The 20,859-nt window shown below is 61.1% G+C and carries 11 protein-coding genes and 4 pseudogenes; 12 read left to right on the plus strand and 3 right to left on the minus strand.

Translation table 11 applies throughout. From position 1 onward, the window contains the following. Positions 1 to 129: 129 nt before the first annotated feature. The 5 genes and pseudogenes from hsdR to zorA form a co-directional block, all read left to right on the plus strand. A pseudogene (hsdR, locus tag QZ656_RS15015) lies at positions 130 to 3,324 on the plus strand (type I restriction-modification system endonuclease); the annotation flags it as partial. Positions 3,325 to 3,415: 91 nt separating this feature from the next. Further along, the gene (locus QZ656_RS15020) at positions 3,416 to 3,568 is read left to right on the plus strand and encodes a hypothetical protein (protein WP_291994229.1); all 153 of its coding nucleotides are present in this window, start codon (positions 3,416 to 3,418) and stop codon (positions 3,566 to 3,568) included. A gap of 25 nt (positions 3,569 to 3,593) precedes the next feature. Next, positions 3,594 to 4,208 carry a hypothetical protein gene (locus tag QZ656_RS15025; RefSeq protein ID WP_291994141.1) on the plus strand — a complete coding sequence of 205 codons (615 nt, stop codon included), beginning with the start codon at positions 3,594 to 3,596 and terminating at the stop codon, positions 4,206 to 4,208. Positions 4,209 to 4,237: 29 nt separating this feature from the next. Then, positions 4,238 to 4,432: pseudogene (locus tag QZ656_RS15030) on the plus strand (type I restriction-modification system subunit M N-terminal domain-containing protein); the annotation flags it as partial. Positions 4,433 to 4,678: 246 nt separating this feature from the next. Then, positions 4,679 to 6,610 (plus strand): anti-phage ZorAB system protein ZorA, encoded by a 1,932-nt coding sequence (gene zorA / locus QZ656_RS15035; RefSeq protein ID WP_291994142.1) that lies wholly within the window; start codon positions 4,679 to 4,681, stop codon positions 6,608 to 6,610. A gap of 276 nt (positions 6,611 to 6,886) precedes the next feature. Here the strand turns inward: zorA and QZ656_RS15040 are convergent. Beyond that, positions 6,887 to 8,049: pseudogene (locus tag QZ656_RS15040) on the minus strand (IS3 family transposase); the annotation flags it as partial. A gap of 216 nt (positions 8,050 to 8,265) precedes the next feature. Between QZ656_RS15040 and QZ656_RS15045 the strand changes: the two are divergent. The 4 genes from QZ656_RS15045 (at position 8,266) to QZ656_RS15060 (ending at position 16,174) form a co-directional block, all read left to right on the plus strand. After that, positions 8,266 to 8,982 carry a flagellar motor protein MotB gene (locus tag QZ656_RS15045; protein WP_291994143.1) on the plus strand — a complete coding sequence of 239 codons (717 nt, stop codon included), beginning with the start codon at positions 8,266 to 8,268 and terminating at the stop codon, positions 8,980 to 8,982. After that, positions 8,979 to 10,427 (plus strand): EH signature domain-containing protein, encoded by a 1,449-nt coding sequence (locus QZ656_RS15050; RefSeq protein ID WP_291994144.1) that lies wholly within the window; start codon positions 8,979 to 8,981, stop codon positions 10,425 to 10,427. The genes QZ656_RS15045 and QZ656_RS15050 overlap by 4 nt, the downstream gene beginning before the upstream one ends. A 173-nt stretch (positions 10,428 to 10,600) precedes the next feature. Further along, the gene (locus QZ656_RS15055; RefSeq protein ID WP_291991531.1) at positions 10,601 to 12,754 is read left to right on the plus strand and encodes a helix-turn-helix domain-containing protein; all 2,154 of its coding nucleotides are present in this window, start codon (positions 10,601 to 10,603) and stop codon (positions 12,752 to 12,754) included. 285 nt (positions 12,755 to 13,039) lie between these two features. After that, positions 13,040 to 16,174 carry a DEAD/DEAH box helicase gene (locus QZ656_RS15060; RefSeq protein ID WP_291994145.1) on the plus strand — a complete coding sequence of 1,045 codons (3,135 nt, stop codon included), beginning with the start codon at positions 13,040 to 13,042 and terminating at the stop codon, positions 16,172 to 16,174. Between the two features lie 240 nt (positions 16,175 to 16,414). On the opposite strand, the pseudogene QZ656_RS15065 reads toward QZ656_RS15060, so the two are convergent. Then, positions 16,415 to 17,577, minus strand: a pseudogene (locus QZ656_RS15065) (IS3 family transposase); the annotation flags it as partial. A gap of 81 nt (positions 17,578 to 17,658) precedes the next feature. On the opposite strand from QZ656_RS15065, the gene QZ656_RS15070 reads away from it, so the two are divergent. Next, on the plus strand, positions 17,659 to 17,796 hold the full coding sequence (locus QZ656_RS15070) for a hypothetical protein (RefSeq protein WP_291994146.1): 138 nt from the start codon (positions 17,659 to 17,661) through the stop codon (positions 17,794 to 17,796). A gap of 289 nt (positions 17,797 to 18,085) precedes the next feature. On the opposite strand, the gene QZ656_RS15075 is transcribed toward QZ656_RS15070, so the two are convergent. After that, positions 18,086 to 18,595: a hypothetical protein gene (locus QZ656_RS15075; protein WP_291994147.1), complete on the minus strand. Its 510-nt coding sequence runs from the start codon at positions 18,593 to 18,595 to the stop codon at positions 18,086 to 18,088. Here QZ656_RS15075 and QZ656_RS15080 point away from each other — a divergent pair. Both QZ656_RS15080 and urtA read left to right on the plus strand, forming a co-directional pair. After that, positions 18,594 to 19,031, plus strand: a complete 438-nt coding sequence (locus tag QZ656_RS15080) for a hypothetical protein (RefSeq protein ID WP_291994148.1) — start codon at positions 18,594 to 18,596, stop codon at positions 19,029 to 19,031. The genes QZ656_RS15075 and QZ656_RS15080 overlap by 2 nt on opposite strands. 495 nt (positions 19,032 to 19,526) lie before the next feature. Further along, positions 19,527 to 20,795 carry an urea ABC transporter substrate-binding protein gene (gene urtA / locus QZ656_RS15085; RefSeq protein ID WP_291994149.1) on the plus strand — a complete coding sequence of 423 codons (1,269 nt, stop codon included), beginning with the start codon at positions 19,527 to 19,529 and terminating at the stop codon, positions 20,793 to 20,795. Positions 20,796 to 20,859: the final 64 nt, after the last annotated feature.

The raw sequence follows: 20,859 nt of genomic DNA on the forward strand, positions 1-20,859 counted from the left end.
AGAGTGGACTAATAGGCATCAAAATTGCATACTTCCGTCATTTAACCCTCATTCTTTCGTCAGTTCCCCTTGCCTCCCAGATCAGCCGCTCCAGTCGGCAACTTCGGCTTCCTGTCGGAGCACGATCCATTGCTTCTGCGGCTCTGCGTCGCGGCCGAGCGGAACTACCACGACGATCCGAACACGACCGTCATCAAGCTCAGGCAGTTCGGCGAGGCCGTGGTCAAGCATCTGGCGGCGGTGTTCAATATTGCGGCGTCTGCAGAGCAGTCGCAGGCCGAACTGCTCAAGGCCTTGCAGATTCGGCGACTCATCGACCGCAACGTCGCCGATTTGCTGCACTTCCTGCGCAAGGAGGGCAATCTCGCCGCGCACCAGTTCGAAACGACGCCGGCACAGGCCAAATCGGCACTGAAGATCGCTCGTGAACTGGCGCTGTGGTTTCACCGCAGCTTCGCCAAGGTCGAACAAAGATCATTCAAGGCAGGTGCATTTCAGGAGCCTGTCGCTGTCGACCTTCAGGCCAGACTGGCGGAGATGTCATCGGCCCTGACTCTGAAAGTGGCCGAAGCGCGCGCGGCCTACGACGTGGCGGAAGCGGAGCGACAACGGCGTGTCGATGCCGAGTCGAGGGCGCACGCGAATGCCCAAGAAAAGGCGCTGTGGGAGCAACTGGCCCAGGAAGAGGAGCAGGAACGTCTTGGCCTCACCAGGGACTTCGAAGCCAAGCTGGCGGCGATTCAGGCGCAGGCAACGCAGCGCAGCTCTGCCGAATCGTCAACAATCGCGGCGGCGATCGCCGGTGCGTCGCAGGCGATCGCGCTTGATGAGGCGGAAACGCGGGCGATTATCGACGCCCAGCTCATTGCCGCCGGCTGGCTGGCAGACAGCGAAACCCTGAGATTCGCCAAGGGGACGAGGGCGGACGCCGGTAAACACCAGGCCATCGCCGAGTGGCCGACAGCCGAGGGCCCTGCGGATTACGTACTCTTCAACGGCCTGACCCCGCTGGCTATCGTCGAAGCGAAGAAGTACGGATCCGATGTCTCCGGCGTCATCACTCAGGCGGAGCGCTACAGCGAGCACTATCAGATCCAGGCCGACGAGACCTTGCCGCAAGCACCCGGTGTGGCGTATCCCTTCCCCGGCTGGTTCCACGGCCAGGACCAGGACGGCACGCAACACTACTACCGGATTCCCTTCGTTTATGCGACGAACGGCCGCCCGTTTCTTCAGCAGCTGCAGACCAAGAGCGGCATCTGGTTCCGCGATGTTCGGCAGGCAAGCCATCATGCCCGGGCCTTGCTCGGCTGGCATTCCCCCGACGCTCTAAAAAAGCTGCTTGAAGCCGATACTGCTCGATCGGAACAGAAACTTCAGGCGGAACCGTTCTCGTACTTGTCGTTGCGCGACTACCAGGTGCGCGCCGTGCAGACCATCGAAGCGAGCATCGCCGATGGCCAGCGTGAATGCCTGGTCGCTATGGCCACGGGCACAGGCAAGACACGGACCGTCATCGGGCTGATCTACCGGTTGCTGAAGTCCAAACGCTTCAGCCGCATCCTATTCCTCGTTGACCGCAGCTCGCTCGGCGAACAGGCACAGAACGCGTTCAAGGACATGCGCCTGGAGCAGAATCAGGTGTTCACCGAGATCTACGACGTCAAGGAACTTGGCGACATCACGCCCGATACCGCCACCAAGGTCCACGTCGCCACCGTACAGGGCATGGTGAGGCGGATTTTCGGTGACGGTGGCGACACCCTGATTGACCGCTACGACTTCATCGTCGTCGACGAGGCGCATCGCGGTTACGTCCTCGACCGCGAAATGGGCGAGGGCGAACTCGAAATCCGCTCGGAAGCCGACTACATCTCGTCGTACCGGCGGGTGCTGGATCACTTCGACGCCGTGAAGGTCGCGCTGACCGCAACGCCGGCCCAGCACACAGTCGACATCTTCGGTCGTCCGGTCTACACCTACAGCTACCGCGAAGCGGTGATCGACGGCTGGCTGGTCGACCACGAACCGCCAGTCCGTCTCATCACCCAGCTTGCCAAACAAGGCATCCACTTCGACAAGGGCGAACGGGTGCAGGTCGTCAAGACAGCGACCGGCACGGTGGACACCGCCACCCTGCCCGACGAACTCGATTTCGAAATCGACGCCTTCAACCGTCTGGTCATCACTCCCGCCTTCAACCGCGTCGTCTGCGACGAACTGGCCAAGCAGATCGACCCCACTGGCGAACAGAAAACCTTGATCTTCTGCGCCAACGATCATCACGCCGATCTGGTCGTGAAGCTGCTGAAGGAAGCGCTGGAGAAGGTCTGGGGAGCGCTCGACGACAAAACCGTGATGAAGATCACCGGCCGTACCGACAAACCGAACAAGGCCATCCTGCGTTACAAGAACGAACGCCTTCCGTGCATCGCGGTGACCGTCGATCTGCTCACCACCGGCATCGATGTGCCGAAGATCGCTAACCTCGCTTTCCTGCGCCGCGTCCGTAGCCGCATCCTCTACGAGCAGATGCTTGGCCGGGCGACGCGGCTGTGCCCGGAGATCGACAAGGAGGTGTTTCGCATCTTCGACGCGGTCGACCTCTATACGGCGCTCGACCCGGTGAACACGATGAAACCGGTTGTTCAGTCGATCAGCATTCCGCTGGCGCAACTGTTCGATGAAATCACGGACGAGAAATCTCATCAAACGCCCGGTAGCAGCGAAAACCGCAGCCATGCCGACGACGTCAAGGACCAGATCGTCGTCCGCATCCGCGGCCTGCTTCGCCGGGCGCTCAAGCACCTCAAGGACCGACCCGAGCTCAAGGATGCGCTCGACCTGCTCGAACCGATCGCCGGCGTCTCGCTGAAGGACTGGCCGGAAGCGCTGAAGAAGGCCGACACCGCCGAGATCACTGCCCTGATCAAGGCGACGCCGCAACTCATCAAGCTGCTGCAAGGACTGCAGCTTGGCGGCAGCGGCAGTTTTGGTCAGGTCATTTCGACGCACGACGACGAACTGGTCAGCGTCGAATCCGGTTACGGCAAGGCCAGGAGGCCGGAAGACTATCTCGATGCCTTCCGCCAGTTCATTGCCGACAACAGCAACAGGATTGCGGCGCTCAAGATTGCGGTCACCCGCCCGACGGAGCTGACGCGCGAACATCTCAAGCAGCTCAAGCTGGCGCTGGCCGAAAACGAGTTCAACGAGGCTGCCGTCCGCACCGCCTGGCGTGAGGCAAAGAACGAGGACATTGCCGCCAGCATCATCGGCTATGTGCGCCAGATGGCCCTGGGGTCGCCGCTGATCCCCTTCGAGGCGCGCGTCGATCGGGCACTGATGAAGTTTCTCGCCAGCCGCAACTGGCCGCTACCGCATAAAGAAGTGGCTGGAACGGATCGCCAAGTCGGTGAAGCACGACCTCGTCCTCGACGCCGAAACCTTCGAGCAGCCCGCGTTCAGCAACGAGGGCGGGTTCAAGCGCCTGCAGCACATCTTCGACGGCCAGGCCCAGACGGTACTCGACGAGTTCGAAAACGCGGTCTGGGACGATGCCGCCTGACCACCCCGCTCCACTGGAGACTGCCATGCCCCTACAGAACCGCATCAACCCCGAAGGCGAAATCTGTTATTCCCCGGCACGCGGCACGCTGATGGGAAATCGCGGCTGCCTGCACAACGACGCTCGCCAGCTCGTCTCGCGTTCGAAGCGCGATGCCTGGGTCACCTGCCTGCTCACCTTCAAGAACCGCAAGCGCGCGGTGATGAGTCCCGGCAACTACACCGAACTCTTCTTCCTCGACGAGGCGACCGCCCTGGCTGCCGGACACCGCCCCTGCGCCACCTGTCGGCGCGATCGCTACGATGCCTTCTTCGCCGCCTGGGGCGTGGGCAATCGCAACGGCGCCAAGGTCCTGGCCGCAGAAGTCGACAAGCAGATGAAGCTGGATCGCGCCGCCAGCCAGCGTCTCGAGACCGCGTCGCTCGCGGATCTGCCCGATGGCGTGATCGTCAAGCACCAAGGCACCGGCACCTGCTATCTGCTGCGTAGCGCCAAGCTTCATCCCTGGTCGTTCGCCGGCTATGGCCGAGCCCAGGCGATGAGCACGGTCAGTGGGCCGTTCGTCATCCTGACCCCGGTTAGCACCGTCAAAGCCCTGCAGCACGGCTACCGGGCGCAAATTCACGGCAGCGCCACCTGATCGTTCCCGAACAAATTGAGGCCCCACGCTTGAACACCCAGAATATCGTCCAGAAGCTCTGGAGCCTGTGCGACATCCTCCGCGATGACGGCATCACCTATCACCAGTACGTCACCGAACTGACGCTCCTGCTCTTCCTCAAAATGGCGCAGGAGACCGCCACCGAGCACCGCCTCCCCGCAGGCAGGCGCTGGGCCGATGTCAAGAGCAGGAACGGCGTCGACAAGGCCAGAAAGAATGATTGAGTCGGTTGTTCTTCGCAAAGCCTGCCGCGGCGAACTCGTCTCCCAAGACGCAACCGACGAACCCGCAAGCGCCCTGCTTGAACGCATCCGTGCCGAACGTTCCGCCACCGGCCCATCCAGACGAACACGAACAAGGAAGCTCACAAGCTCCACCTAGCCGCGACAGCTTTCCACGGCTCTTGCCACTGAACACCAACAATAATCATCATCTGGGAGTCGTTACAAGTGAGCCTTCTGCCCCAGTACTGGCACATCGTCCTCATCTCCACCGTCCTCGGCCTGATCGCCCTCGGCTTTATCGTCAATTTCACCCTGCCGGGTCTCAAGATCGGGCGTCAGCAGAAAGCAGCCATCGCGACACTCCGAGGGCTGAAGCCGGAGATTGGCACACAGCTCACCGACCTTGATCGTATCGCCCAGGAAGCGATGGGTAGCGAGCGACTGCTGCACTGCTGGAACGAGTACACCGAAACCCTGCACCCGCAAACCCAAACCAACAAAGTCGGTCAGGAGGATGTCGTGCGCTGGCGGGCGACGGCGATGGCGGAATCCTTCTTCACCGAGCATGCGCTCGTCGATACGCCGCTCAAGACCGAGTTCTACAAGCACCTGCCGGGCATACTGACCGGCATCGGCATCATCGGTACCTTCTCCGGACTGATCCTCGGACTGATCGACTTCGAAGTGTCGACAGATGCCGACCAGGTCCGCCGGAGTCTGGCCGGCCTGATCCAGAATGTCGGCCACGCCTTCATCGTCTCGGCGAGCGCGATCGCCCTGGCGATGCTCTTCATCTGGATCGAAAAGTCGGTGGTGACGCGGCGCTATCGTGAGGTGGAAGCGCTGTGCAGCCTCATCGACAGCCTGTTCGATGCCGGCGCCGGTGAAGAGTATCTGGCGCGTCTGGTGCAGGCCTCCGAGACCTCGGCGACGCAGGCGGCGCAGATCAAGGATTCGCTGGTTACCGATCTCAAGGAGGTACTTTCCGAGCTCACACGCCAGCAGATCGAGGCGGCGGCCCACAACAATCAGCACCTGTCCGAGACGCTGGTGCAGACCTTTTCGGACAGCCTGAAGGAGCCGATCGAGCGCATTTCACAAGCCGTCGAGCGTGTCTCGGGCAATCAGGGGGATGCCGTGAGCCAACTACTGACCGACGTGCTGTCGAGCTTCAGCAGTCAGATGCACCAGATGTTTGGTGGCCAGATGAAGGGGATGAACGAGGCCTTGCAGCAGACCGCCCTGACCATCCAGGGCGCCGCCGGAAAGTTCGACGAGTTGGCGGCAAACCTGCAGAACGCGGGACGCGGCGCCGCCGACGCGATGGCCGAGCGACTGGAACAGGTGATCCAAACGGCCGAGGCGCGACAGGAGGCGATGAACGCCAGGATGAGCGAGTTTGCCGAGGAGATTCGCTCAGCCGTCACCTCCTCGCAGTCGGAAACCTCCGAGCGTATGCAGAGCCTGCTCGCTGAAATGGGCGAAAAGGTCACCGCGGTGGTTCAGCAGCTCGACACCCAGTCGCGCAACGCCGCCGAAGGTCAGCAGGCACAACAGATCCGATTGGGCGAGGAGCTGGCGGGCATGATCAGTTCGCTGCAGGAGCAGGGCAAGCAGGCCGCCGAGACGCACGCCACACAACAGGCCGAGTTCGCCATGCACACGGAAGCGACAGTGACACAGATGGCCGCCCAGGTTGGCGAGCTGAGCGGCGCCGTCCGCGCCGCCAGCCAGGAGATGCGCGGCGCGATTGCGCAGTTGGCGGACACGACGCGGGACAGCCTAGAGCGCATGAACAAGGGGGCGGACACCCTGCAGGTGGCGTCTGTTACCTTCTCGCGTACGGTCGACGGGCTGTCGGACGTGTCCGACCGGATCACCGGGAGCACCAACAAACTGAACTTGGCGGCCAACGCGCTCAACGGTGCGACGCAGGCTTCGATGCAGGTGATCAATGACTACCGCGTGACGCGCGATACCTTCGCCACGATCGTCGAGAATCTGAAGTCCACGATCGAGAATGCGAGCAAGGAAGCTTCGCTGACGTCCGAACTGGTCAACCGCCTGAGCTCCGCTGCAAGCACGCTCAGCGCCGCACAGAAAGACGCCGAGGAATACCTCCACGGCGTCACCGAAGTTCTCGCCAAGGCTCACTAAAGTGGTCCCCATAGTCAAGACAAATATCAACCCAGTTTAAGTTGTGCATTTGACTTCGCTAGCAGCTGGACGGCGCTGCCCCGGTGTTGCCTTTGACTCTGCCTTTGACTCTGCCTTTGACTCTGCCTTTGACTCTGCCTTTGACTCTGCCTTTGACTCTGCCTTTGACTCTGCCTTTGACTCTGCCTTTGACTCTGCTTTTGATGCTGTCGTTGACTTTGCTTTTGCGGGTGGGGCATCGCCTGTGGAGCGTAGCGGAACAGGCGATGCCCCACCCGCGCGGCCAAACTTGTCGAGGATCAACGCCCCGCCACCTATGCCGTTTCGATAGACGACTGCGGGTGCCGTGTTGCTCAGCGACTGGTGCGGACGCTCTGCGTTGTAGAAGGCGAAATACTCGGTCAGGCCAAGCATCAATTCGCCCATCGTGGCATAGCCCTTCAGATACACGTCCTCGTACTTGACGCTGCGCCAGAGGCGCTTGACGAAGATGTTGTCGAACACGCGCCCCCGCCCATCCATGCTGATGACGACGCCTTCCCGTTTCAGCACCGCGGTGAAGGCTTCACTGGTGAACTGCGCGCCTTGATCGCTGTTGAAGATTTCTGGCTTGCCGTGGCTACGCAGGGCCTCCTCCAGACAATCGACACAGAACACCGATTCCATGCTGTTGCTGATCCGCCAGCTGAGCACCTTGCGGCTATACCAGTCGATCACGGCGACCAGGTAGGCGAAGCCGTGGGCCAGCCGGATGTAGGTGATGTCCGTGCTCCACACCTGGTTGGGTCTGACCACAGGAACGCCACGCAGCAGGTACGGATAGACCGGGTGCTCTGGGCGCGGACGGCTGGTGTTCGGCCCCGGCGCCATGCCCGACAGCCCCATCAGTCGCATCAGGCGTTGCACGCGCTTGCGATTGACCGTGTGCCCCACGTTCTCAAGAAAGATCACCATCCGGCGGGTGCCGTAAAACGGATGCCGCGTGTACTCCTCGTCAATCAGCCGACTGTGGAGGAGATCGTTGGCATCGACCACCGGCGGCCGGCGCTGCGCGTAGACCGTGGCTCGGCATAAGCCTGCCAGAGCGCATTGCTGCACCACGGCGACGGCCTCACCGGGGTCGATCCACGCATGCCGTATCACGGCAGGCTGATCCCAGACTTTTTTTTGAGCCAGTCCAGTTCCATCTTCAACTTGCCGATCTCGCTGTACAACAGCTCCGGCTCCCGGTGCGCCGCCGCCGGCTTGGGGCCGCGCTTGCCTTCGAACAGCGTCTTGGCATTCTCCTGGATGGCCTTCTTCCATTGCCCAACCTGCACAGGATGCACGCCGTATTCCCGCCCAATCTCGTTGATCGTCTTGACCCCGCGTACCGCCTCCAGACCAACCTTGGCCTTGAACTCCGGCGTATGTACCTTCCGCGTCGTTGCTTCACTCATCGCTTCTCGCTCCTATGATGGAGCACAGCTTAAACCACTGTCTGATTTCCAGGGACCACTATACACAAGGCGTTCGCCGAGAGCGTCGAGAGAACGCTGCGCCAGGGCAACGCCGATTTCCACAAGGAGCTTGCCGAGGCGGTTAACCTGCTCAAGGGCGCCATTCAGGATCTCGGCGACACGCTCGATGCGGCCACAACCCGGAGGTAATGCACCATGCTCGGGATGAAGATGGCCCAACGCCGCAGGGCGCGGGAAGACGGCGAAAGGCCTTTCTGGATTTCCTTCTCCGACTTGATGTCGGCGCTGATGGTGCTGTTCCTCGTGGCGATGACCGTGGCTCTTCTGGCAGTCACCAACGAGATCTCGGAAGCCGAGAGAGAGAAGACGGAACGTGACCGCGAAATCGAGGAACTTCTTGCCCAGATCCGCGAGGCCACCAGGGATTTTCCCGGCGTAACGGTGCGTGGACGTACGGTCGATTTTGGCGATCGGGCGCACTTCGATACCAACAGCCACAAGCTGACAAAGGATCAGGCGCACCTCCTGCGTGCGGTGATCCCGAAGCTGCTCGATGTCGCACGCGACCCTCTGGGGCAGAAGTGGATCAAACGAGCGATCGTGGAAGGCTTCGCCGACCAGCGCGGAACCTATCTGCATAACCTGAATTTGAGTCTGCAGCGGTCTGAACGCGTCCTGTGCGTCCTGCTGGCAGCTCCCGACGTGGGTGAAGCAGCGCTCTCGCAAGAGGATCGCCTGCTGATCCGGGAACTGTTTCTGGTCGGCGGTTCGTCGTTCAATTCTCTCAAAGAGAGCCTGGACGAGAGCCGACGAATTGAACTCAAACTCGAATTCCTGGACATTGACGAACGTCGCCCTGTCGCACGCGATTTGCCGCTGGCCCACGACCCTCGCTGCCCGATCGATCCATGAGCCGCCAACTGGATCAACTGCGGCAGCAACTTCAGAACTCCTTCGGCGAAAGCTTTCGTTCACCGGAATGGGGCGCACCGGTCTTGATGACGCAGGCGCTCAAGGCCGTCAAAGCGCAGTTCGACTCGTCGAGCGTTAGTACCGATCCGCGCTCGATCGCGAAGACCCTTCTCGCATTCCGCAATACACGCTCGCTGACCAACTTCATCGATCTCAAATACGCCTGCTTCGGCGTCTCGCAGCGCGTCGGCCGCGACGGGTGGAGCCTGATCGAAGATGAAGCGCTTTTTGAACTCCTGCTCGGATTCATCAAGGACTTGAATGAGTTTCCGCGGCGCTTGAGGAAGTGCTACCAGGGCCTGATGCATAGCTACTTCAACTATGCGATTCTCGATGACGAAGCGGCAGCGGGCGTTGGCAATTGGCTCCTCCTCAGAAAATTCCTTGTCGACCATCTGAGTGTCGCACTCTCGGTCGAACCGCAGGCAAGTTGGCTGCGCACCTTGGGCGAGCATCGGAATCTGCTGGCCGACAATCCTTGTGACCGATACGCGCCACAACTGATGAACGGGGACGCCAGCGAACTGGTTGCCGCCAGCGAGAGCATCGGACTGGCCACCAGTTCCTGGGTCTGGCAGGAGGCGATCACTTCGCATACCCAGCAGGTCTGCAAGCTAAAATCGGACAAGAAATTTCGCGAGTATCTGGACGTGCTGCTCGATCTCCTTGATGGGAAAGGCGGTGTTCAACTCAGTAGAAGTATCGCCGTCGACTGCATCGCGCTGATCCTGATTCGCTACGTCAAGGGAAAGGATCTGCCGGAGCACCCACACTTGCGCGATCTCGCTGTTGAGCAGATCGGCAATCCCTGGCTCAAACGTACAGCTTGGGACGCCCACGTTAAGAACGACGAGGCGAGGACGATGGTCGACGGATGGCTCAAGCGCCGCCTGATCACCGATTTCTTTGCCCTGCTGTCGGAGGACGGTGCCGCGGACCAGCGCCGCCTCAACTACTGGCTGCGATTCGAGCCCGTGATTGAGGATATGTGGTTTGCCCTCGGTCCCCATGCAGGGAGCACGAACACCTCCAATTTCAGGGACATGCGCAAGCGTATGGAGGGACGCCTCCATTATCTCGACGGCCAGGGCTCGCCTTACAACAACGCCTTCATCATGAAGATAGGTACCTTCATGGTGGTGGAGTTCGGTATCACCGGCAACGCGACGTTTATCTACAACGCCCAGGATCTCAATCTCGATTCCATGCGGCGGCACGTTGCTATCCATACGCTCAAGGCACGCAACCGTGTCGCGAGATTGATTCACATGGCGAACTGGGAAGGCAGCTTCGACGCCTGGCTCCTGCCGCGCATCGGATGGAGCCCTCAGATAGGGGCGGCGGGAAGTTCGCGTAGTGTTGACGCATACCTACAGATTTCCTGATCCCGGCCGGGAATGTAGGTAGAATTCCGGAATTGCACGTGGCACTTTATTTTGACGGCCATGATTTTCTTATGGCATAAACCAAGCTTCGCTAGGAGTGCAAGGAGGAGCAGACGTTGAGGCAATCGTGGCTTCCAGGGTTTCCGGATGGTGCGCAGAAAGTGGGAGAAGGGTTGGCGATTCTGGAGAAGGATGGCCAAGCGATCTACTTTGTTGGGGGAGACAATTACTTCTCGCACCCCGTAGGAGACGACGCTGGCCGCAGGTTCGCTCTGACCAGCCTGATGGAGAACGGGCACGTCAAGGCGGTCGAACTGGAAAGGCCACCGCTGTGCATCCCGCACCGCACGCTGATGAACTGGGTGGGACAAAGCCGCAAAGCCGGGCCATCGTCTTTCTTTCGACCGGCGGCGGCGAGCCGGCCGCGGATCATGACGCCGGACAAGAGTGCCGAATGCGCGCGGCTGTTGAGCGAGGGAAAGCGTCCTGCCGAAGTGGCACGGCAGGTGGGCGTCCAGGAGTCGACGCTGCGCAAGGCGATCCGGCGCCAGGGCGTGCCGCAGTTGGCCGCCTTGCCGCAAGAGGCAGGGGAGTTGGAAGCGGCGAGCACCAAGAGTGAGCGCAGCCGGGCGGATGCGGAAGCCGCCGCGGGGATGGGCACCGCCTGCACGCGCGCCGACGAGCGGATCCAAACGGCGCTGGGATTGGCGACCGGTGCGACGACGCGCTTCGAAGCGAGCCACGATGTGGCGATGGGGGGGCTGTTGGCCGGCTTGCCGGCCTTGTGCGCGAACGGGCTACTGACCGGCCTGGATCGCCATCTCAAGCTGCCCCGGGGATTCTACAGCGCCTTGCACATCCTTCTCGTCCTCGGCTTCATGGCCCTGGGGCGAATCAAGCGGCCGGAACATCTGCGACAAACCTCGCCCGGAGAACTCGGCAAAGTCATCGGCCTGGACCGGGTACCGGAAGTCCGCACCCTGCGGGAAAAGGTCCATCTGCTGGCCAAGACGGGTGACCCGGCAGCCTGGATGCGGGATCTCGCGAAGCTCTGGATGGAAAGCGAGCCAGAAGAAGCGGGTTACCTGTATGTCGATGGTCATGTTCGGGTGTATCACGGCGAGCAGGCCAGGCTGTCGAAGCGCTACGTCTCGCGCGAACGCCTGTGCCTGCGGGGCACCACCGACTACTGGGTTAACGATGCCCTGGGTCGCCCGTTCTTTGTGGTTTCGCAGCCGCTCAATGACGGACTCGCCGAGACCCTGCTCAAGGACATCGTCCCCCAACTGCTGGAGATTGTCCCGGGACAGCCGACGCCGGCCGAACTGGACGCCGACCCGACCCTGCACCGGTTTGTCATGGTCTTCGATCGGGAAGGGGCCACCCAGAGTCTCCTCGGCAGACTCTGGAAACAGCGCATCGGCGCACTGACCTACCGCAAGAACGTCAAGGACCTCTGGTCCGAAGAGGTGTTTCAGGAACAGGAAGTCCATCTGCCGGCAGGCGGCAGCACCGGGATGAAACTCGCCATGCGCGAAACCCGACTCGGCACAGGCGATGGCAGCCTGGCCGTGAGCGAAGTTCGTCGGCTGACCCAGACGGGACATCAAACAGCCGTGATCACGACCGCCCGGCAACTCGGAAACACCACCATCGCTGGGCGGATGTTCGCCCGTTGGTGCCAGGAAAACTACTTCGCGTACATGATGGAACATTATGATATTGATGGGCTTATCGAGTACGGAGACGAATCTCTTCCCGGCACTCACCAGGTCGTTAACCCCCGCTGGCGGGAACTCGACAAGGCCGTCAGGCAAACCCGCCAGAGCGAAAGAAAACTGCAGGCCGCAATCGCCAGGACGGCCTTGAACGACGGCGGCGAAATCCAGAAAAACGCCGAGTCTGTCGAAGCACTGCAGGCCGTTCAGGAGGAGCTCAAGCGACTTTGCGCGGCGCGCAAGGCAAGCCCCCGAAAGGTGACGATCGACAGTCTGCCCGAGGCCGAGCGACCGACCCAACTGCCGCCGCTGAACAAGATGCTCTGCGATACCGTGAAAATGGTCGCCTACCGGGCCGAGACCGCCATGGTGGCGCTATTGCGCCGCCACTTGAAGAAGGAGGACGACGCACGTGCGCTCATTCGCGAATTGTTCGTTTCTTCCGCTGACATCGAACCGAACGCGCTAGCCAACACCCTGACCATCAAAATTCACCGGATGGCCAGCCCAGCTCATGATCGCGCTATCGCCGCGCTCCTCGAGGAACTCACCCTGCAAGATTTTCCGCATCCGGAAACCGGGGCAAGAATGACCTTCACTCTTGTCTGAAGTGCCAACCCGGTTTCCTCCGAGATCAGGAAATCTGACCTACGACCCGCTGCGGCAGCGACCGTGCCCGAGCCTCGGCACGCTCCCGCAACGCCGAGGCCACCGCCAACCATGGTGGCGGTGAATGAGGTGATCTATGCGCATCACCTTAAGTTCGACGATCGACGATCCAAGAATGGAGCGTTCTGGATTCTCCACGATGACTCCAACCCGACGGTTAACGCAAAGCTGCAGAGATTGGGCTTCAGGTACAAGGCCCCACGGGGTTGGTGGAAGGAGTAGAGGATGTTCGGAAAGTTGTTCAGGCGTGGCGCGGACAAGAGCACACGGCCACAACCAAAGACCACGCGCACCCTGCGTCAAGAGGGGATCGCCTACACGGTCGACCAGCTGCCGGTGGAAGAGTGGCTCGCCGCTCCCTTCGACCATCCCTTAGTTTCTGAACTCGGCGCCCTCCTCGGCCAAATTTCCTCCGAAGGCTACGGTGCGACGCACGAGAATTCGTTCGTGCTGGGCTGGGAAGACCTCTACAGGCTTCGTGCGCTGGAGGACTACGCAGGTGCCTTGCCGCTGCTCGACCTCCCACCGCTCTCCATGCTTCGCCCAATACTGAACAGCAAGGGCAGCCTGCAGGACCGTGATTTCTCAATCGTATTGTCGGGATGGGCTGATGCGCAAACGACATCATTGCGCGTTTCCCCCAAGCTTGTCGGCGCCGTAGCAATCCACGAAGGCAGCGAGCAGTTGCTGCCGGAGCCCGTCTGGCAATTGTTGGGACAGATCGCCGACTTTCATCGGCGGCCCGACAATGAGCGGACTCCCGATGGCAATCGCATGCATTGGGGGCGAATACGCAAGGGCGCCCTGGCTTCTGGTGGTGTCCTGTCGAATTTCCTGCAGAAGACCATCGTCCTGACCCCCGAGCGGCTGCAACTTTCATTGCGCAAAGCCGGTGAGGGGGAAGGCAAGACGGTGGAGGTCACGCCCGGATTCGAGGACGCGCCAGCACGCTGGATCGAGATCTTCGATCGCTTGCCGAGCGTGCAGGACCGCTACGAAATACCGGACGGCGAGGAACTGACACACGTCGTCGTCACCCCGGAGGTCAAGACTGTCCTGCGTGAAATCAAGCGCATGCCCGGCCGGCGCGTCTCGGGAAGTAGAGCCGAGGCGTTCGTCCGGAATCCGTTCGCACTGTTGGGACCGGACGCTGAAACGGTGGTCAGCGCCGAGGCCTTCGAGGCTGAACGCGAGAAGGCAGGGCTGAGCTTTGAGCGCTTTACGCCCTTCGTCGAGCGCGACGAACAGGGTACTTTGTCGCGAGTCGGTCTGCGTGTCGAGGAAGCCGACGGGGAGTCGATCTCGACGACTGAACTCGAACTCGCCAGCCCGACAGTTCTGGCAGCATTCATCAAGAAACTTGGCGAACGCATCGCCCAGGAAGCACAGTGCTGCTTCTGGGAGGGGTACGAACTCGAGATTCTTGGAGAGACGCCGCAGCACCATGCAACCTTGAAGCAAGTACTCGCCGAGTGGACTGCCCCGAGCAAAGTTTCTCTGGCCGAGATCTTCGACCTGTCGCATTACTCCGAGCGCATCGAGGGGATCGGCCAGGAAAAGCAGTACTGCTCGCCATTTATCGCGCGCAAGCAGGACGACGCAGGCTGGGTGCCGGAAAACATTTTGTTTGGTTTCGATTTTCTACCGGAGGGTGCCTCACAAGCGATTAACGTTCCGATGAACGACGAGCGTGTCGCCGAACTGACGTCTCTGGTCGAAGATGCGAAGCAAACCGACCGAAGTGAAGTGATGCTGCCCGGCTGTCCAGCACCGATTCCGGTCGCAGAAGCTCAGCGCATGGTCGCGACATTCGCGGCCGCCGCGGAAGACGCCAGGTCCGGGACGCTCACGGAGGCTATCGGCAAGAAGCGACAACCGATCGAACGTAAGCAACTCATCGTCAAAGCCAATATCGATACTGTCGACTATGCGGAGCAGCGTGCCGATTTGCTGGCGCTGGCGCATGGAGTCAAGCCACAGCTTCCAACGGCGCTACGGCCAGATGTCTCGTTGAAGGAGCATCAACAGTACGGCGTCGCCTGGATGCAGCACTTGTGGCGGTTATCGCCGTCGAGTTGTCGTGGCGCACTCCTCGCCGACGACATGGGTCTGGGCAAGACAATTCAGTTGCTGACCTTCATTGCCGCATGCCTCGAAAGCGATTCAGGAATGGATCCAGTACTGGTTGTTGCGCCGGTTGCCCTGCTGGAGAATTGGCAGGAAGAAATCGAAAAATTCTTTTTGCCCGGCACCCTGCCAGTTCTGACGCTGTACGGGGCAGTCCTTTCGAGCAAACAGATCCCGAAAGTTCTGCTCGACGCGGAACTGGCATCCGAGGGAATCACCAGGCTATTGAAGAAGGGCTGGGTCGGTGATGCCAAGATCGTGCTGACGACTTACGAAACACTGCGCGGCCTGGAGTTTTCGCTGGCTGCACAGCGCTGGTCGATCATGATTTGCGATGAAGCGCAGAAGATCAAGAATCCAAACGCGATGGTGACAAGAGCGGCCAAGAAGCAGAACGTCCGCTTTCGGATCGCCTGCACGGGCACACCGGTCGAGAACACTCTGACTGACATTTGGTGCCTCTTCGACTTCATTCAGGCTGGGTTGCTGGGCGCGCTGAGCGAGTTCGGGCGCCGATATCGGAAGCCAATCGAGGCGGAAACCGATGAAGAAAAGGAACGGGTCGAAGAGTTGCGCGGGATCATCAAGCCGCAGTTGCTGCGGCGTGAAAAGAAGGACGTTGCCAAGGATCTGCCGGCAAAAACTACCGACCAGGCATGCCGTCGTCTGCCGATGTCTCAGCATCAACGAACACTCTACGCCAGGGGAATAGCCAAGTACCGCAAGGAGGCGGCGACCAATCCGGCAGCGCAACTGGGCGTGATTCATTTCCTGCGACGCGTTTGCTCGGACCCATTGGTTGAGGAGCCCTACCAGGCAGATCGCTCGTCAATTGAGGAAATCCTTCAGGCTTCCCCAAAAATGGCCTGGTTGATGCAGGCCTTGCACCAAATCAGGCAACGCCAGGAAAAGGTGATCGTCTTTTGCGAATTTCGCGACTTGCAGCGAACACTGCAACGGTGCATCGCTGGCAGACTTGATGTCCATCCCGACATCATCAACGGCGATACGTCGGCCTCATCCAGTCACGCCGAAAGTCGTCAGAAGCGCCTCAAGGTATTCCAGTCCAAACCGGGATTCGGGGTCATTGTGTTGTCCCCGCTGGCAGTGGGTTTTGGCGTCAACATCCAGGCTGCCAACCATGTAATTCACTTCACGCGCACCTGGAACCCCGCGAAGGAGGATCAGGCTACCGATCGCGCCTACCGAATTGGGCAGGAGCGCGAGGTCTAAAGTGGTCCCCATAGTCAAGACAAATATCAACCCAGTTTAAGTTGTGCATTTGACTTCGCTAGCAGCTGGACGGCGCTGCCCCGGTGTTGCCTTTGACTCTGCCTTTGACTCTGCCTTTGACTCTGCCTTTGACTCTGCCTTTGACTCTGCCTTTGACTCTGCTTTTGATGCTGTCGTTGACTTTGCTTTTGCGGGTGGGGCATCGCCTGTGGAGCGTAGCGGAACAGGCGATGCCCCACCCGCGCGGCCAAACTTGTCGAGGATCAACGCCCCGCCACCTATGCCGTTTCGATAGACGACTGCGGGTGCCGTGTTGCTCAGCGACTGGTGCGGACGCTCTGCGTTGTAGAAGGCGAAATACTCGGTCAGGCCAAGCATCAATTCGCCCATCGTGGCATAGCCCTTCAGATACACGTCCTCGTACTTGACGCTGCGCCAGAGGCGCTCGACGAAGATGTTGTCGAACACGCGCCCCCGCCCATCCATGCTGATGACGACGCCTTCCCGTTTCAGCACCGCGGTGAAGGCTTCACTGGTGAACTGCGCGCCTTGATCGCTGTTGAAGATTTCTGGCTTGCCGTGGCTACGCAGGGCCTCCTCCAGACAATCGACACAGAACACCGATTCCATGCTGTTGCTGATCCGCCAGCTGAGCACCTTGCGGCTATACCAGTCGATCACGGCGACCAGGTAGGCGAAGCCGTGGGCCAGCCGGATGTAGGTGATGTCCGTGCTCCACACCTGGTTGGGTCTGACCACAGGAACGCCACGCAGCAGGTACGGATAGACCGGGTGCTCTGGGCGCGGACGGCTGGTGTTCGGCCCCGGCGCCATGCCCGACAGCCCCATCAGTCGCATCAGGCGTTGCACGCGCTTGCGATTGACCGTGTGCCCCACGTTCTCAAGAAAGATCACCATCCGGCGGGTGCCGTAAAACGGATGCCGCGTGTACTCCTCGTCAATCAGCCGACTGTGGAGGAGATCGTTGGCATCGACCACCGGCGGCCGGCGCTGCGCGTAGACCGTGGCTCGGCATAAGCCTGCCAGAGCGCATTGCTGCACCACGGCGACGGCCTCACCGGGGTCGATCCACGCATGCCGTATCACGGCAGGCTGATCCCAGACTTTTTTTTGAGCCAGTCCAGTTCCATCTTCAACTTGCCGATCTCGCTGTACAACAGCTCCGGCTCCCGGTGCGCCGCCGCCGGCTTGGGGCCGCGCTTGCCTTCGAACAGCGTCTTGGCATTCTCCTGGATGGCCTTCTTCCATTGCCCAACCTGCACAGGATGCACGCCGTATTCCCGCCCAATCTCGTTGATCGTCTTGACCCCGCGTACCGCCTCCAGACCAACCTTGGCCTTGAACTCCGGCGTATGTACCTTCCGCGTCGTTGCTTCACTCATCGCTTCTCGCTCCTATGATGGAGCACAGCTTAAACCACTGTCTGATTTCCAGGGACCACTATAGTCTTCGTCTATTACCCTGTGGTTGTTGCCGATGACTTCGTAAGCTTCGACGAGAAACTGGACAAGCTGCTCGACTGGAAGCGCGCGCTTTCTGCCGACATGCTCAATGGCTCGGGGGAAATCAGCGTTGCCGATCTTCTCGAGATTGCAGAGTAGGTGGGATTCGAGACTGGTCACCGTTGCTCAGAAATGCCGCCCCTCGGGAGTGTGGCGTACCTCCTGAACGTCGCCAAGACGAGGTGGCGAACCGGAAACTACTCGCCAATACCGCCGCTCTGATCGCACGCATGGCGCCTCGGGTTCTCCAGTCGTAAGTTCGATAATTGTCATGGACATACGCAGACGCTTTGGCTCGTCCGACATCCCTGCGTACAGTGATGAAGCTGACATCTTGGCACAGCGACGCGCGCAAGGTGCGGCGGCGCTGCCAGGGTGAAGGTCTCAATTAGCAGGGCCCGTCGTCGGCCATTCGCGAGAAGCCGAAACCGCCGCCGCGGCCCGGCGCGATGCAGATCGTGACGCCCAGCGAGCGCGCGGCGCGGGCGATGTCGGGCGGGAATGCGGCGAAGGGGATGGCGCGTTCGACGACCGATTTGATGAAAGCGATTTCTTCCTGCTGGTCGCCCGCGTTGAGGACCTTGAACGACTTCAGGCTGCCGTCGGGATTGATCCGGAACTGCACCGACGCCAGGTGCACGCCCTTGCTGCGCGGGTCGTTGCGGACGAAGGCGGCGCTGCGGTTGAGTCGCTTGACGACGCCGTCTACGTAGAAGTCGAGGCTGAAGGGTTCGGGCGGCGGCGTGTTTGGCACGCGTTCGAGCAGCGCCGTGCCCGCCTGGTCTTGCCGCGTCTGCTGCCGGCCCTGCTCACGGGCCATGGCCATTGATTGTTGCGCCAGGCTGGGCCTGGCGGCGCTTTTGGCCTCGGCGTCGAGGTCGTCGAGAAAATTCTTCATGGTGGGGTTCTCGGCCTTGAACCAGTGCGCGCTGTCGGGGACGGCTGCTGCCGGCGAATCCGGCACGGCAAGCACTCGCGGCTGCGCTTGCGGCTGCGGCTGCGGTTTGGCGGCCGGTCGCGCTGGCGCCCTGGCGGGCACCGGCAAGCGCTGCGGGCTGGCGCGGCGCGGCGTGGAAGACGAAGCGGGCGACGGCGGCGACGGCTTCGCTTTGGTGGCTGGCGTCGATCGAGCCGATGGCTGGGGCGGGCGTTGTTCCGCCGGCGGCGCGGCGGCTGGCGGGCTTGGCGTCAGCGTGGCGTCGAAGCGTGCCAAGGCGCTGCGTGCCGGCGGCCGTTCTTTTTCGGGAACGAACAGCGCCACGGCATGCACGATTAGCGACGCGGCGATCGCCCAGGCGAGCGAACGCGTCGTCCGCCAGCCGGGTTCGGCGTAAATAACGATCGGGAGTTTCCCTGGCGAGCCGCCAGAGGGTATCGGATGGGGCATTTTCGCCGAGGTCGTTTGCGGGCAAGCCAATCGCACCTGGCCAAGCCATGTGCTCCGGGGCGCCGCCGCCTGCTGCGCTGCCGCGATTTGCGGCGCAGTGTATGCGGCCTTGGCCGGCGTCGTCAATTGGCGAGCTCGCTGGCGACGATTTCTGGCGACCGCCGTGGAATCTCTGCCGGCAAGGCCTGACGCCGCTTTTTGCACGCATCGACCGAGAACTCCTGGCGCTGGCTCGGCGCTGCGGGGGACCTTGCCTTAGGGTGCGAACGCGCTCCGTTTTGGTGCGCCGCCATCGGGAGCCGCGCCCCGGGAACGTGCGTAGTGACGATTAGCGAGCTTGCGGTCGTCGTTTTCAGGCGCTTTACAGTCCTGGCACGGCAATTGCTTAGTACCCCTCGGCGGAGAGATTTTTCCCGGTCATCAACCTTCGAGGAGCAAACAAATGCTACGTCGCAATTTTGTGAAAACCGTTTCAGCCGTCGCCGTTACGGCGGCTTTGGGGCTTGCTTCGTTCAACGCGCTGGCCGCCGAGACGATCAAGGTCGGTATCCTGCATTCGCTGTCCGGCACCATGGCGATTTCCGAGACGGCGCTCAAGGAAACCGTCCTGATGGCCATCGCCGAGATCAACAGCAAGGGCGGCGTGCTCGGCAAACAACTCGAGCCGGTGGTCGTCGACCCGGCGTCGAACTGGCCGCTGTTCGCCGAGAAGGCGCGGCAGTTGCTGAGCCAGGACAAGGTCGCGGTGACCTTCGGCTGCTGGACGTCGGTGTCGCGCAAGTCGGTGCTGCCGGTGTACAAGGAACTCAACGGTCTGCTCTTCTACCCGGTGCAGTACGAAGGCGAGGAACTCGAGTACAACGTCTTCTACACCGGCGCGGCGCCAAACCAGCAGGCGATTCCGGCCGTCGAGTACCTGATGAGCAAGGACGGCGGTTCGGCCAAGCGCTTCGTGCTGCTCGGTACCGACTACGTCTATCCGCGTACCACCAACAAAATCCTGCGTGCCTTCCTGAAGTCCAAGGGCGTTGCCGACGCCGACATCATGGAGGAGTACACGCCATTCGGTCATAGCGACTACCAGACGATCATCGCCAAGATCAAGAAATTCTCGAGTGAAGGCAAGCGCACGGCGGTGATCTCGACGATCAACGGCGACTCGAACGTGCCGTTCTACAAGGAACTCGGCAACGCCGGCATCAAGGCTACCGACGTGCCGGTGGTCGCTTTCTCGGTTGGTGAAGAAGAGCTGCGCGGCGTTGATACCAAGCCGCTGGTCGGCCACCTGGCGGCGTGGAACTACTTCATGACGCTGAAGAATCCGGCCAACGACGGCTTCACCAGGGCCTACCGCGCGTGGGCGGTCAAGGAGAAGCTGCCGAACGCCGACAAGGCGGTAACCAACGACCCGATGGAAGCCACCTACATCGGCGTCTATATGTGGAAGCAGGCCGTCGAGAAAGCCAAGTCGACCGACGTCGACAAGGTCATCGCGGCAATGGCCGGCCAGACCTTCAAGGCTCCGGATGGCTTCACGGTCAAGATGGACGAGAAGAACCACCATCTGCACAAGCCGGTGTTCATTGGCGAGATTCGCGCCGACGGCCAGTTCGACGTCGTCTGGAAGACGCCGGGTCCGATCAAGGCAGCGCCGTGGAGTCCGTACATTCCGGGTAACGACAAGAAGAAGGGCGAGCCGGAAGGCAAGTAAGCGTCGTTCGCTGGTTGACTGGTTGAGGCAACGAGCGGCGCGTATTGACGCCGTCCGTTGCCGA

It is taken from the genome of Candidatus Accumulibacter sp. ACC003 (assembly GCF_907163085.1).
Lineage (GTDB): Bacteria > Pseudomonadota > Gammaproteobacteria > Burkholderiales > Rhodocyclaceae > Accumulibacter.